The sequence below is a fragment of the Nocardiopsis lucentensis DSM 44048 genome, from assembly GCF_000341125.1.
Classification (GTDB): Bacteria; Actinomycetota; Actinomycetes; order Streptosporangiales; family Streptosporangiaceae; genus Nocardiopsis; species Nocardiopsis lucentensis.
In genome coordinates this window covers 1-12,082 of the sequence record NZ_ANBC01000461.1, presented here as the reverse complement: position 1 = coordinate 12,082, position 12,082 = coordinate 1, and the positions used below count along the sequence as shown (strand labels likewise).

Here is a 12,082-nt window from a genome sequence, read left to right as displayed (position 1 = left end):
GGAGCCGGTCGGTTCGACCGGGTCGGTCGGGGCGTCCCCCGTGGCGGCTCCGGGCCGGGTGAAGGCCCGGGTGGCCGCGGTGCCCGAGACGTCGGCGGTGTCCCCCTGGTCACGGGTGAAGGCCCGGGTCGCCGCCTGGTCCGGAGCCGGCGCCCCCGCGTCCCCGGGTTCGCGGACGAAGGCGCGGGTGGTCTCGAGCAGGGGTTCCCCCACCTGTTCACGCGTGAACACACGTGTGCTCTCGTCGTCGGTTGGAGACGCGGAGGCCGGGTTCTCCCCCGGGTCGTCGCCGCGCCCGTCACTCGCCGTTCGCACCGGCTCACCTCCGCACATCACTGCCTGGGGGACCATGCACCCCCTGGGACGTCCACCGACCTCCGCTGGTTCGTACCTCTTCGAACCCGTGGGGCCGATCCGGGCAACCGAAACGGAAGTGGTCGCACGCGGGAACGCCACGTGCGGGAGAGGATAGCGGGGAACGACGGACGCACCAATGGTCAAGAATATATCACGATAAGGTCACATCTCATCGGCTCGACCGTCGGGGTCCGGGACGAGTCTAAGGCGTACACACAGGACAGCGCCCGTCTCACACGGCGGGGCGGACGCGGCGAGGAGGAGCCGCGCCCGCCCCGGCCGGCTCAGTTCGCGGTGCGCCCCGCGGCCCGGCCCGCCTCCAGGCGGGCGACGGGCACACGGAACGGCGAGCAGGACACGTAGTCCAGCCCCGCGTCGTGGAAGAAGTGGACCGAGGCCGGGTCACCGCCGTGCTCACCGCACACACCCAGCTTGATCCCGGGACGCGCGGCACGCCCCTCCTCCACCGCGATGCGGATCAGGCGGCCGACGCCGTCCACGTCCAGGGACTCGAACGGCGACACCCCGAACACGCCCTTCTCCAGGTAGGCGGAGAAGAAGGACGCCTCCACGTCGTCGCGGGAGAAGCCCCACACGGTCTGGGTGAGGTCGTTGGTGCCGAAGGAGAAGAACTCGGCGTTCTCCGCGATCTGACCGGCGGTCAGCGCGGCGCGCGGCAGCTCGATCATGGTGCCGACCGGGAAGTCGAGCTCCACGCCGTTCTCCTCTCCCACCTCGCGCAGCACGCGCTGGGCGTCCTCCTTGATGATCTCCAGCTCCTGTACCGTGCCCACCAGCGGAATCATGATCTCCGGGCGGGGACGGCCGCCCTCGCGGACACGGTCCACGGCGGCCTGGGCGATGGCGCGCACCTGCATGGTGAACAGCCCCGGCACGACCAGTCCCAGTCGCACGCCGCGCAGGCCCAGCATCGGGTTCTGCTCGTGCAGCTTGTGGACGGCCTGGAGGAGCCGCAGGTCGTTCTCGTGGCTCTCGCCGCGCGACTCGGCCACGGCCACCCGTACCGACAGCTCGGTGATGTCGGGCAGGAACTCGTGCAGCGGCGGGTCGAGCAGGCGCACGGTCACCGGCAGGCCGTCCATGGCGCCGAGGATGCCGGTGAAGTCCTCCCGCTGGAGCGGGAGGAGGGTGTCGAGGGCCTCCTGCTGCTCCTCGGGCGTGTCGGCGAGGATGAGCCGTTCCACCAGCTGGCGACGGTCGCCGAGGAACATGTGCTCGGTGCGGCACAGTCCGATGCCCTGCGCGCCCATACGGCGGGCGCGGGCGGCGTCCTCGGGGGTGTCGGCATTGGCCCGCACGTACATGCGGCGGGCGGCGTCGACGTAGTGCATGAGGCGGTCGACGGCGCGGACGAGGTCGTCGGCCTGGTCCGAGGCGGGGTCGATCTCGCCCTCGAAGTAGCGCACCACGGGCGAGTCCACGACGGGGACCTCACCCAGGTAGACCTGGCCGCTGGTGCCGTCGATGGAGATGACGTCGCCCTCCTCGACCACCTCGCCGCCGGGCGCGGTCATGCGCCGGTTCTTGGTGTCGATGTCGAGCTCCTCGGCGCCGCACACGCACGTCTTGCCCATACCCCGGGCGACGACGGCGGCGTGCGAGGTCTTGCCGCCGCGGCTGGTGAGGATGCCCTCGGCGGCGATCATGCCCTCGAGGTCGTCGGGGTTGGTCTCGCGGCGGCAGAGGATGACCTTCTCACCGCTGCGCGACCACTTGACGGCGGTGTAGGAGTCGAAGACCGCCTTGCCGACCGCCGCGCCGGGTGAGGCGTTCATGCCGCGGCCGATGCGGTGGACGTCGTCGGAGACCGTGGCCCTCTCGTCGAAGCGCGGGAACATCAGCTGGGCGAGCTGGTCTCCGGTGACGCGCTGGACGGCCTCGTCAAGGGTGATCATGCCCTGGTCGACGAGCTGGTCGGCGATGCGGAACGCGGCGGCGGCGGTGCGCTTGCCGACGCGGGTCTGGAGCATCCAGAGCTTGCCGCGCTCGATGGTGAACTCGATGTCGCACAGGTCCCTGTAGTGGTTCTCCAGGGTCTCCATGATGCCCATCAGCTCCTGGTAGCTGCGGGCGTCGATCTTCTCCAGGTCGGCGAGCGGCACGGTGTTGCGGATGCCGGCCACGACGTCCTCACCCTGGGCGTTCTGGAGGTAGTCGCCGTAGACACCGGACTGGCCGGTGGCGGGGTCGCGGGTGAAGGCGACGCCGGTTCCGGAGTCCATGCCGAGGTTGCCGAAGACCATGGAGCAGATGTTGACGGCCGTCCCCAGGTCGGCGGGGATGCGCTCCTGGCGGCGGTAGAGGACGGCGCGGGGCGCGTTCCAGGAGTCGAAGACCGCCTTGACGGCCTGGGCCATCTGCTCGCGCGGGTCGGTGGGGAAGGGGCTGCCGGTCTGCTCCTGGACGATGGCCTTGAACCGCTCGACGAGCGCGCGGAAGTCGTCGGCGTCCAGGTCGAGGTCGTCCGTGATGCCCTTGGCGGCCTTGGCCTCGTCGATGGCGTCCTCGAACAGTTCGCCGTCGATGCCCTGGACGGTCTTGCCGAACATCTGGACCAGGCGGCGGTAGGAGTCCCAGGCGAAGCGCTCGTCGCCGCCCTGGTTGGCCAGGCCCACGACCGACTCGTCGTTGAGGCCGATGTTGAGGACGGTCTCCATCATGCCGGGCATGGAGAATCTGGCGCCCGAACGTACGCTCACGAGGAGCGGATCGTCGGGCTGGCCGAGCCTGCGGCCCATGGCCTTCTCCAGTTCCTTGAGGTTGGCCTCGATCTCCGCGTCCAGACCGGCGGGCACCTCGCCGTTGTCGAGGTAGTGGCGGCACGCCCCCGTGGTGATGGTGAAGCCCGGGGGCACCGGCAGCCCGAGGTTGGTCATCTCGGCGAGGTTGGCCCCCTTACCGCCGAGGAGATCCTTCAGGTCCTTGTTGCCCTCGGTGAACTTGTAGACGTACTTGGCCACGGGGGTGCTCCCTCGTCATGTCGACGGCTCCGTCGCGAGCCGACCCTTGCTGCGTGGGCGTGACTCTTCCACACTCTGCGACCTTCCCCCTCCATGAACCACCGTTTTTCGTAGTTTTAGCAGGTCAAAAGCATTAGAGAGGTCTATACCAATGGTTCAGCCCGGGTACACGGATCCCTGCCTCCAGGATACGAGGGAAGGAGTCGAGCGTCCCGTGACACCGCTGGTCACAGCAGCCACGTGCGCAAACCGGAGTCCTTGGACCGACCCGAACGAGGCGCGGAAGGGTACACGACCAATTCCACCCAGACCCGCCCCCTCGGGGATACTGTGCGACTCGACACATCTCTACCGGCAAGTAACCTACGCGTCCGTAGGTTAGGCTTCGGTCATCGCCCCACAGGGCAGGACGCGAGAAGGAAGGTGCACGGCGGTGTCGGACGAGCAGGCGCGGGAGACCGGGGCCGTGACGGGGGAGGACAACGCCGCGCCCGAGGAGGCGTCCGTCCCCGAACGGGCGGCCACGGCCGCCGGTGAGCTACTGGAGGCGGTCAAGCCCCGGCTGCGCGGGTGGCTGCACCTGGGTACGGCTCCCCTGGCGCTGGCGGCCGGAATCGTGCTGGTCTGCCTCGCCCCCACCTGGCCCGCCAGGGCGGCCAGCGCCGTCTACGCGCTCAGCTCGGTGATGCTGTTCAGCACCTCGGCCATCTACCACGTCGGCCGGTGGTCACCGCGCGCCCAGCAGGTGCTGCGGCGCATGGACCACTCGAACATCTACCTGATCATCGCCGGCACCTACACGCCGTTCGTGGTCCTGGTCCTGGAGGGCGGCCTGCGCGCGGCGATGCTGGCGCTGATCTGGGGCGGCGCGATCGCGGGAGTGGGATTCAAGCTGCTCTGGCTGGGCGCGCCGCGCTGGCTGTCCACGGCTCTGTACCTGGCGATCGGCTGGGTCGCCGTGCTGTTCATCCCCGAACTGATCAGCGGGACGCACCCGGCGACGTGGATCCTCATCCTCGTGGGCGGTGTGCTCTACAGCGTCGGCGCGGTCGTGTACGGCCTCAAGTGGCCCGACCCGGCGCCGCGCTGGTTCGGCTTCCACGAGATCTTCCACTCTCTGACCATCGCGGCCTTCGTCTGCCAGTACATCGCGGTGTCGTTCGTCGTCTACACGGCCGGCTGAATCCCCCGGAACGGGCACCACGACGGCGCGTGCCGTTCGTCGTCCACACCCCGGGCCGACCGGCGCCCGCCCCGCCTCACCCGGCGTCCCCCTCCTTCGCGGCGAGGCGGTCCGACGCCAGGAGGAGAACCGCGGACACGCCGAGCAGGGTGGCGAACCCGGCCAGGAGGAGCGCGAAGTCGCTCGTGAGCGAGGCGGCCAGGGGGCCGACGCTCGCCCCGACGAAGAGGACGAAACCGTTGAGGGCCATGCCGCCGGCCCGGTCCGGCGCCGCCGCCTCGCCGAAGAGCGTGATCATCGCCGGAACGGCCACGGCGATACCGACGACGAAGACCAGGCTCGCCGCGCAGACCCCGACGAGGGACTGGGCCAGGACCGCCTCCCCCGCCAGACCGAGGGACGCGACCAGGAACCCGGTTCGGGCGACGGCGTTCAGACCCCAGCGCCGCGCCAGCGGGCCCACGGTCAACGCGGCGAACATCCCGGGCAGTCCGACCAGGCGGATCAGGATGACGTCCGAGGGGTCGAGTCCGAGCTCGCCCACGTGAGGGCCGAGGGCGGTGTACATACCCACGAAGGTCAGCAGAAGGGTGACGTGGGAGCAGCACAGCGCCAGGACGGACGGCTTCACGGCGACCCGGCCCAGAGCCGCGAAGCGGTGTCCGAGGTGGCCCGAGACACCTCCGCGGGGGGCCTCGGAGAGGGTGAGGGCGGCCGTCAGGCACGAACCGGCCAGAACCGTCGCGCAGACCACGAACACCCAGGGCCAACCGAACCAGAGTGACACGTACGAGGCCAGCACCTGACCGAAGATGCCCGCCACGAGGAAGGCGGTGGACATCGCCCCGATCGCGGAGTGCCGCCGTTCGGGGGGTGTCGCCTCGGCCAGGTAGGCCAGGGCCACCGGTGTGAAGCTGGCCGCCGCCAGCCCCTGGAGCCCCCGGAGCGCGGCCAGCCACACGACCGACGTCGCGAAGGCGCAGGCGAGGGTCGCCAGGGACAGGGCGAGGAGCCCGGGAACCATGAGCTTCCTCCGGCCGACCTGGTCGGAGACGGGCCCCCAGATCAGGAAGCCCGCCGCGTAGCAGAGGCTGAAGCAGGTCGCGAGGGCGAACGTGACGTCACCGCCGAGCTCCGCGCCCACCGGGGCGAAGAGCGGGATCGCGGCGTACAGCTGTGTCAGCACGATCAGGGCCGTGAGGACGAGTACCGCCACGGCGGCTCCGCCCGCCGGGTGGGCGGAGCCCCGCCCCCGGGTGGAAGCCGTCCGCCCGTGGTCGGGCGAGGGGGGTGTGAGCGGACGAGAAGACAAGGGGAACCTCTTTCCAACGCAAACGTTGGAAACGAGCGTAGTAGCATGAACCGCCCATAGCAACGCTTGCGTTGGAAGTTGGTCGGGCACCGAGGAGACGTATTGGCCTGGGACACCGAGGGCACGAAGCGCAGGATCAGGGAGGCGGCCGTCAGCGAGTTCGCGAGGTTCGGCCCCGACGGCACGACCATCGAACGCATCGCCGGGGCCGCCGGGGTGAACAAGGAGCGGGTGTACAACTACTTCGGCGGCAAGCGAAGCCTGTTCTCCACCGTCCTGCGCGACGAGCTCGCGAAGGTCGCCCGGGCCGTACCCGTCGAGTCCTTCGCCACGGAGGACGTCGGCGACTACGCGGGACGGGTGTACGACTACCACCGCGAGCGGCCCGAGCTGACCAGACTCCTGCGTTGGGAGGGACTCGCCTTCGACGGCGAGGTCCCCGACGAGGAGCTGCCCCGCCGGTACTACGGATACAAGTCGGCGGCCATGTCGGACGGCCAGGAGCACGGCGCGGTCACGCGGTCGATCGACGCCGACCACCTCACCTTCCTCGTCCTCTCCCTCGCCGGGTGGTGGTCGGCGGTCCCGCAGGTGGCGCGCATGCTGGCCGGACCTCCCACCGAGCAGGAGCACGCCAGGCGCCGCGCCGCGGTGGTGGAGGCGGCCCGACGCCTGGCCCGCAGCCCCTGACACCGGTTCCTCACCGGGACGGCGCCGCGCCCTGCCGCACGCAACCGTCCACGAGGTCGACGAACGCGTCGGCGGACTCGTCGCTCGGGGACGCGCGCGGCAATTCCGATGGCCTGATCCGACCGGAACGGGTCCCGTCAGACGATGCGGACTCGCGTCGACGCCCTCCCCGCCAGCGGAGGAAAGGCCGGGGGTAGACCACCCGCGGCCTCTTCGCGTCCTCCACGATCCGCCGCGGACCGGCCCGAGGAGGCGCACGCGGGGCCGTAACCGGATGAGGCCGATCACCCCAACGGCTCTGGTTCGCGCCGACACATGAACGCGGGGTGCGCCGCGCAGTGCTCGGTGAGCCGGTCCCCACCCGGACTCCGGCATCGCCCACTCCCTGAATCAACGACGGAGAGCAAGGATCCCTGGCCCCGTCTCGTGCGAGCCCTGGAGCCTGAACCCCTGAGTCGGACTTTTTGTGCATTCCAGAACCAGGAATTTCCGTTTCTTCGGGATCTGCAGTGGAACGCCGCACCGAGGGGTTCGGCCGCAGCCGATGTCCTCTGACGCACCGACCGTTCGGACATCACTTGAAACAGAGGCAACGGCAATCCCCCTCATCTCCTGCACCCCGATCTGAACCGCACCGACCCCGGAAGTCCACCACCCCGATACGCATACCTTCCTGTTGATAGTTGAACAAAGCACACAAGAGGATCATTGTTCGCATAACTCCGAAAGAATCAGTTTTACGAATTTTCTCCCTCCTGTACTTTGTTATGTTTTGCGGCAATTAAAGGCAACCCGAAATCCTTGACGGGACACCCCTCGCTCTGGCCACCGCCGACTCGAAGGGGGCAGCATGACCGGAGCCGTATCAACACCTCGCCGAGGCACCGCACTCCTCGCATGCGAAGGGCCCGGTCAAGGCAAGAACACGCGAAGGGAATCCCATGACGTTCAAGAACATCTTCGACAACGGAGAAAGTGAAGCCAGGTCCGCCGAAGGGTCCGCCCGGAATGTATATGAAAAAATTCCCGGAGCTCGACCCGAACGAGAAGGGGTCGACCCGGAGCTCTTCGACGGAATCCCTGAAGTCGAGCGCGATCCCAAGATCATACGCGAGACGTCGCCTGAGGCGATCAACATCATGAACAGCTTCATCGCCCCCCTCTTCAAGAACACCCAGACAGCAGCCGCCAAGCAGCGCACGGACAGCGAAAACCCCGAATCGACGTCCAACATGGCGTCTTCGGCCAAGGATGAGGCATTCAAAAACGTCCAGGTGGAGATCAGGGAAGAAGACCGGCCGGAGATCAGCCATGAGGAGCGGGAAGCGCTGAGCAGGGAAAGCCACGGATCAGCCAAAAAGCGCGAAAAGGAATGATGGCGGGACGATCGATTGGAGCAAGCCGATTCGGTGACCTGAAAACTTCCCGTCCGGTTACACCCAGCCGGACACAGTCCACCGGAAACCGCTGACAGATCGTTGATTTGTGCTACTCAAGGAGGTTGGCAGGCATGGGCGGCCCCACCAAGAACAACGTGAGTACGACTCATCTCGGCGAACGGTTTGTTCGCCATCCGCTGACCGGGCGGAACCTGAAGGAACTCAACATCGCCGACAAGGCCTCCACCATCCTGGAGCGGGACAAGGAAAAACTGAAAAGGAAGGCCGAGAAGAAAGCCCCGGACGGCACGGATCGGTACGTCTCCCCTACCGGATTCTCCCTGAACAAGGGACGGTTCCTCGACTTTCCCGATGGGGAGGACACGGCCCACCAGCGCGGGTGGCGCGCCTACATGACGGTGGGTGTACCACTGGTCGAAGAACGAAGCGACATCGCGCAACCGCCTCCCGACGTGATCTCCAAGCAGACGTACGTCAATCGGACCGACCCCATCCCCACGGACTGGTCGCACACCGTAGAATTCTCGATTTCGAACACCATCAGCTGGTCGCTCCAGGGACAGGTTCAGCTCACCTTCGGGGCGAAGACCACCGCCTCCCTACAGCAGCAGTTGCAGAAGAGCATGGCGATGAACCATTCTCAGAAGACCACCCTGAAGAACAGCAAAGACAATCAGGGCGTGGACTCGGAATCTCAGTCGCAGATGACGAGCACGACAACGGCCACGAGTACCGCCACGGGCACCGGGGAGTTGTCGGCACAGCTGATGCTCGGGATCACCGCTTCTGTCAGTGGTTCGTTGACCACCTCGTTCAAAACATCGTCCACGCTGAGCGGGAAGGTCGGCAGCCGGGTAGACGTCCTGGCCACACAGCGACGCCAGGTGAGGAGGTTCGACTACGAGTTTCCCATCTCCTTCGGCGGGTGGGTCGCTTTGTATTACCCCGAGCCGGTAGAGGTCAAGGAGACCCGTCCAAACGGCCCACAGGCCAAGGAACCGGAATACGCCGAGGTGATCGCATGGAAACTCGGCGAGACCGGCGCCCCCGCAGAGGCCTTCGACCTGACCGATGAGGGCAGGCCGTTCATGCAGAAGGGGGAGGCCGAGGTCGTTTCCACACTCGCCGGGGTGCACGAGATCTTCGAACTTGAGAAACTCAATTTCGATGAGAAGTACCACCCGCTGCACAAGGCCGGCGGTAAAGACCCGGAGAGCCCGAAGGAGGCTCCCGTCGAACTCGCCACCGGGCTGGGGACGGCCGATGGCCTCGCGCTGGATCTGGCGAACCAGAAGGCGTACGTCACCGACCGGTACAGCGGCGGCAAGCTGTACAGGGTGGATCTCGCTGGCGGAGACACGGACTGGGTCCTGGAGAAGCTGGGACAGGTCAACGATGTGGCGCTGGACCTACCAGGCGGCAAGGCCTACGTCACCGACTACAGCGGTAAGCGCCTGTTCACGGTGGATCTGGCCGACAGCTCCGCCTCCCCGGTCACGGTCGCCGAGGGCATGAGCGCGTACGGCGTCGCGCTGGACCTTCCGGGTAGGAAGGCCTACGTCACCGACGTCGAACAAGGGAAGCTGATCGAGTTCGACCTGAACGGCGCACCGGCGGAGAGGCTGCGCACCTGGGACGTGCCCAGGGCCGCCGGGGTGGCGTTGAACGGGGGCAGGGCGTACGTCGGCCAGTACGACCGCGGCGGGTTGTACGAGGTCGACCTGGAGACGGATGACGGCACGCCGCAGGCCGTGGCCACCAATCTCGGGCGAAGCGTCCGTCTGGCGCTGGACGGCGCGGCCAACGCCTACGTCTCCGACTCGGGCGGCGGCAGGCTGCACGAGGTCGTCGTGGCCGATGGCGAGGGCAGGGGCCTGCGGCGTGTGGTGGCCGACGGACTCGGCACGGTCGCCGGTGTCGGACTGGACCGCGACAACGGCCGGATCTACGTCAGCAACCGGCAGGGCAAACTGTTGCGGATCTCCGGCGTGCTGCCCGACGCCTCGGCAGAGTCGTAGCGCAGGGCGTTCCTTCTCGGGTGGAAACCCGTACGGCGAAGCTGGGGGCGGGCCGCCCCCGGCTTCGTCATCTTCGGTTGAGGGGTGAGAGAGGGTCAGCCACGCACGGCGGCGCGCAGGAAGGTGCTCCACTCGCCCCGGGGGAAGGAGAGGTAGCCCAGGTCGCGCTGGGTGGAGTCGCGGACCGCGAACCGGGTCGGCTCGTTCAGGAAGGGACCCGCCTCGACGCACTCACCGCCACCGTTGACGCTGTAGCTGCTGACGTGCCAGCCGACCTCGACGCAGTTGCCGCCACTGTCCACGCTGTAGCTGCTGGTCCGCCAACCGACGACGGCCGACGTGTCCCGATTCATCGCAACTCCTGTTCGACCACGCGTAGGAAGTCGATGGACTCTTCCGAGCCCAGACTGCCCTCGTGCAACCGATCGTATCGACCAGCCAACTCATCAGCGCCCGCAGCCTCCACAAAGAGCCCTCCTGCCGGGCTTTCGATGTGCGCAACCACCGAGAAGGGTTCAGGCATGAGAATGAGTCTGAATGCCCCAGCACTCCCGCAGTGAGCACCAGCAGCAAACGGTAGAACCCGGATGTCGATGTTCTCCGGCTGAGCAGAAGCAACAAGGTGGGCAATCTCCCCAGCCATAACCTCGCTGCCACCCACCGGGCGCCGTAGAACGGCCTCGTCAAGAACGACGGAGAGCCGGAACCCCTCTCTCTTGAGAACTTCTTGCCGCTTGAGCCTCAGCTCTACCCATCGTTTGACCTGCTGCTTGGGAGCTGACGGGTCATCAGCGCGAATGAGGGCCTCGGCATAGTCGTGAGTCTGGAGAAGCCCGGGTATAGCCGAGATCCCGAACATCTTCAGTTCCTCAGCCCGCTCCTCCAACCACAGCCAGTCGATCATCCAGCCACTGACGTCCTTCGAGTGCTTCGCCCACCAGCCGGTCTTGGAGACCTCCTCCACCATGTGCAGGGTGGCCTGACGCTGAGACTCCTCCTCAACCCCGTAGAGGTCCATCAGCGCTATGACGTCATCCTTGCGTGGTGGATGGATGCCCGCCTCGAAGCGGCTGACGGACGACTGGTCGCGCCTCAGGTACTCGCCGACCTCCTGCAAGGTCATGCCGTTGCGCTGGCGCAACTCCTTGAAGGTTTTCCCGATCCACTGCGCCCGCAGAGTGACCTGTCTCTTCGCTGGCATGACGACCTCGCAAGAAAGTTACGCATACTTGGTTCTACTTCTTGCGAAGCCTATGTGAGGCGTGCCACCATTGACAACAGGTCAAGCGTAGATCGCTGAGCGTGACCGCTGGGCCTGTCTGGAAACAAGACAGCCGCCCGGGGTGGGGTCATGAGCTTGGACCCTCTACGTCCCACCTCGGGCGGCCTACAGGAGAGGAACGCCTATGCCAGGCATCCCCGAACTCCCAACCCCTATTCTCCCGCAGGCGTGGGCCGAGGTCGACACCTCTGTGGACAACGAGCCCCCGGAGGTCCTCGCCCCGCACCAGTTCGAGCGGTACTGCACGACCATCCGCGACCTCGTCGCCGCCTCCGGCCTGGACGTCGACGACTTCGGCTTCACCCCCGCCAGGTGCCTCGTCGTCCAGGACACCGACCTCGGCCTGTTCATGAAGCTCGAACTGCACCCCGACCGCACGGTGGACTGCGAGTTCACCCTGGAGGACGAACTCCTCGACCCCAGTCCCACCGTGGACCTCGCCACCCGCGTCGTCCGCCTCTTCCACCAGGGTCGCCGCCTCCGGAAGGCCCGCCTCGAAGAGAGCTAGCCGCCCCCGGACACAGATCGCGCCCCCGCGCGGCTCAGGCCCCCGGAGGAGACCCGACGAGCGGGGGCGTGACCGTCACCCGGATCAGACGAAGCCGAACACCGGTGGGAACACCAGCACGACCAGCCCCGCCCAGGCCGCGTAGACCGGCAGGTAGGCCGTCTGCCACCGTTCGACCGCCGCGAACGGGCGCGTGCCCCGCACGAAGCCCAGCATCAGCCACGCCGACCACGCCAGGTGCACCAGCAGCACGAGGTTCAGCCCCAGCGCGGCGGTCTTGTTCGCGGTGAACCCGAACTCCGCGATCCGGGTCAGCATCGCGGTCAGCGCGACGGCGTCCACCGCGAGCGC

General features: G+C 67.4%; 9 protein-coding genes and 2 pseudogenes. 5 read left to right on the top strand and 6 right to left on the bottom strand.

Annotation, left to right across the window (positions count from 1 at the left end; genetic code table 11):
- Nucleotides 1–315 (bottom strand): annotated as a pseudogene (locus tag D471_RS0116290) (hypothetical protein); the annotation flags it as partial.
- Nucleotides 316–641: 326 nt separating this feature from the next.
- Nucleotides 642–3,338: a pyruvate, phosphate dikinase gene (ppdK, locus tag D471_RS0116285; protein ID WP_017599608.1), complete on the bottom strand. Its 2,697-nt coding sequence runs from the start codon at nucleotides 3,336–3,338 to the stop codon at nucleotides 642–644.
- A 466-nt stretch (nucleotides 3,339–3,804) separates the two neighbouring features.
- Here ppdK and trhA point away from each other — a divergent pair, with 466 nt between their 5' ends.
- Nucleotides 3,805–4,521, top strand: a complete 717-nt coding sequence (gene trhA / locus D471_RS0116280) for a PAQR family membrane homeostasis protein TrhA (protein ID WP_086003023.1) — start codon at nucleotides 3,805–3,807, stop codon at nucleotides 4,519–4,521.
- 76 nt (nucleotides 4,522–4,597) lie between these two features.
- Here trhA and D471_RS34695 read toward each other — a convergent pair whose 3' ends face one another.
- Nucleotides 4,598–5,737: an MFS transporter gene (locus tag D471_RS34695; protein ID WP_017599606.1), complete on the bottom strand. Its 1,140-nt coding sequence runs from the start codon at nucleotides 5,735–5,737 to the stop codon at nucleotides 4,598–4,600.
- A gap of 198 nt (nucleotides 5,738–5,935) precedes the next feature.
- Between D471_RS34695 and D471_RS0116270 the strand changes: the two genes are divergently transcribed.
- From D471_RS0116270 to D471_RS0116260, 3 genes are all read left to right on the top strand, one after another.
- The gene (locus tag D471_RS0116270; RefSeq protein WP_017599605.1) at nucleotides 5,936–6,523 is read left to right on the top strand and encodes a TetR family transcriptional regulator; all 588 of its coding nucleotides are present in this window, start codon (nucleotides 5,936–5,938) and stop codon (nucleotides 6,521–6,523) included.
- 941 nt (nucleotides 6,524–7,464) lie between these two features.
- Complete coding sequence (locus D471_RS0116265) at nucleotides 7,465–7,899, top strand: hypothetical protein (RefSeq protein ID WP_017599604.1); 435 nt, start codon at nucleotides 7,465–7,467, stop codon at nucleotides 7,897–7,899.
- 134 nt (nucleotides 7,900–8,033) lie between these two features.
- Nucleotides 8,034–9,941: a YncE family protein gene (locus D471_RS0116260; protein ID WP_017599603.1), complete on the top strand. Its 1,908-nt coding sequence runs from the start codon at nucleotides 8,034–8,036 to the stop codon at nucleotides 9,939–9,941.
- A 95-nt stretch (nucleotides 9,942–10,036) separates the two neighbouring features.
- Here the strand turns inward: D471_RS0116260 and D471_RS0116255 are convergent, their stop codons facing one another.
- Together D471_RS0116255 and D471_RS0116250 are read right to left on the bottom strand one after the other, a co-directional pair.
- Nucleotides 10,037–10,294: a DUF397 domain-containing protein gene (locus D471_RS0116255; protein ID WP_017599602.1), complete on the bottom strand. Its 258-nt coding sequence runs from the start codon at nucleotides 10,292–10,294 to the stop codon at nucleotides 10,037–10,039.
- Entirely contained in the window at nucleotides 10,291–11,142 is an 852-nt protein-coding gene (locus D471_RS0116250) for a helix-turn-helix domain-containing protein (protein ID WP_017599601.1), read from the bottom strand. The genes D471_RS0116255 and D471_RS0116250 overlap by 4 nt, the downstream gene beginning before the upstream one ends.
- Before the next feature lie 205 nt (nucleotides 11,143–11,347).
- Here D471_RS0116250 and D471_RS0116245 point away from each other — a divergent pair, with 205 nt between their 5' ends.
- On the top strand, nucleotides 11,348–11,731 hold the full coding sequence (locus D471_RS0116245; RefSeq protein ID WP_152486336.1) for a hypothetical protein: 384 nt from the start codon (nucleotides 11,348–11,350) through the stop codon (nucleotides 11,729–11,731).
- Nucleotides 11,732–11,815: 84 nt separating this feature from the next.
- On the opposite strand, the pseudogene D471_RS34690 reads toward D471_RS0116245, so the two are convergent.
- Nucleotides 11,816–12,082: pseudogene (locus tag D471_RS34690) on the bottom strand (hypothetical protein); the annotation flags it as partial.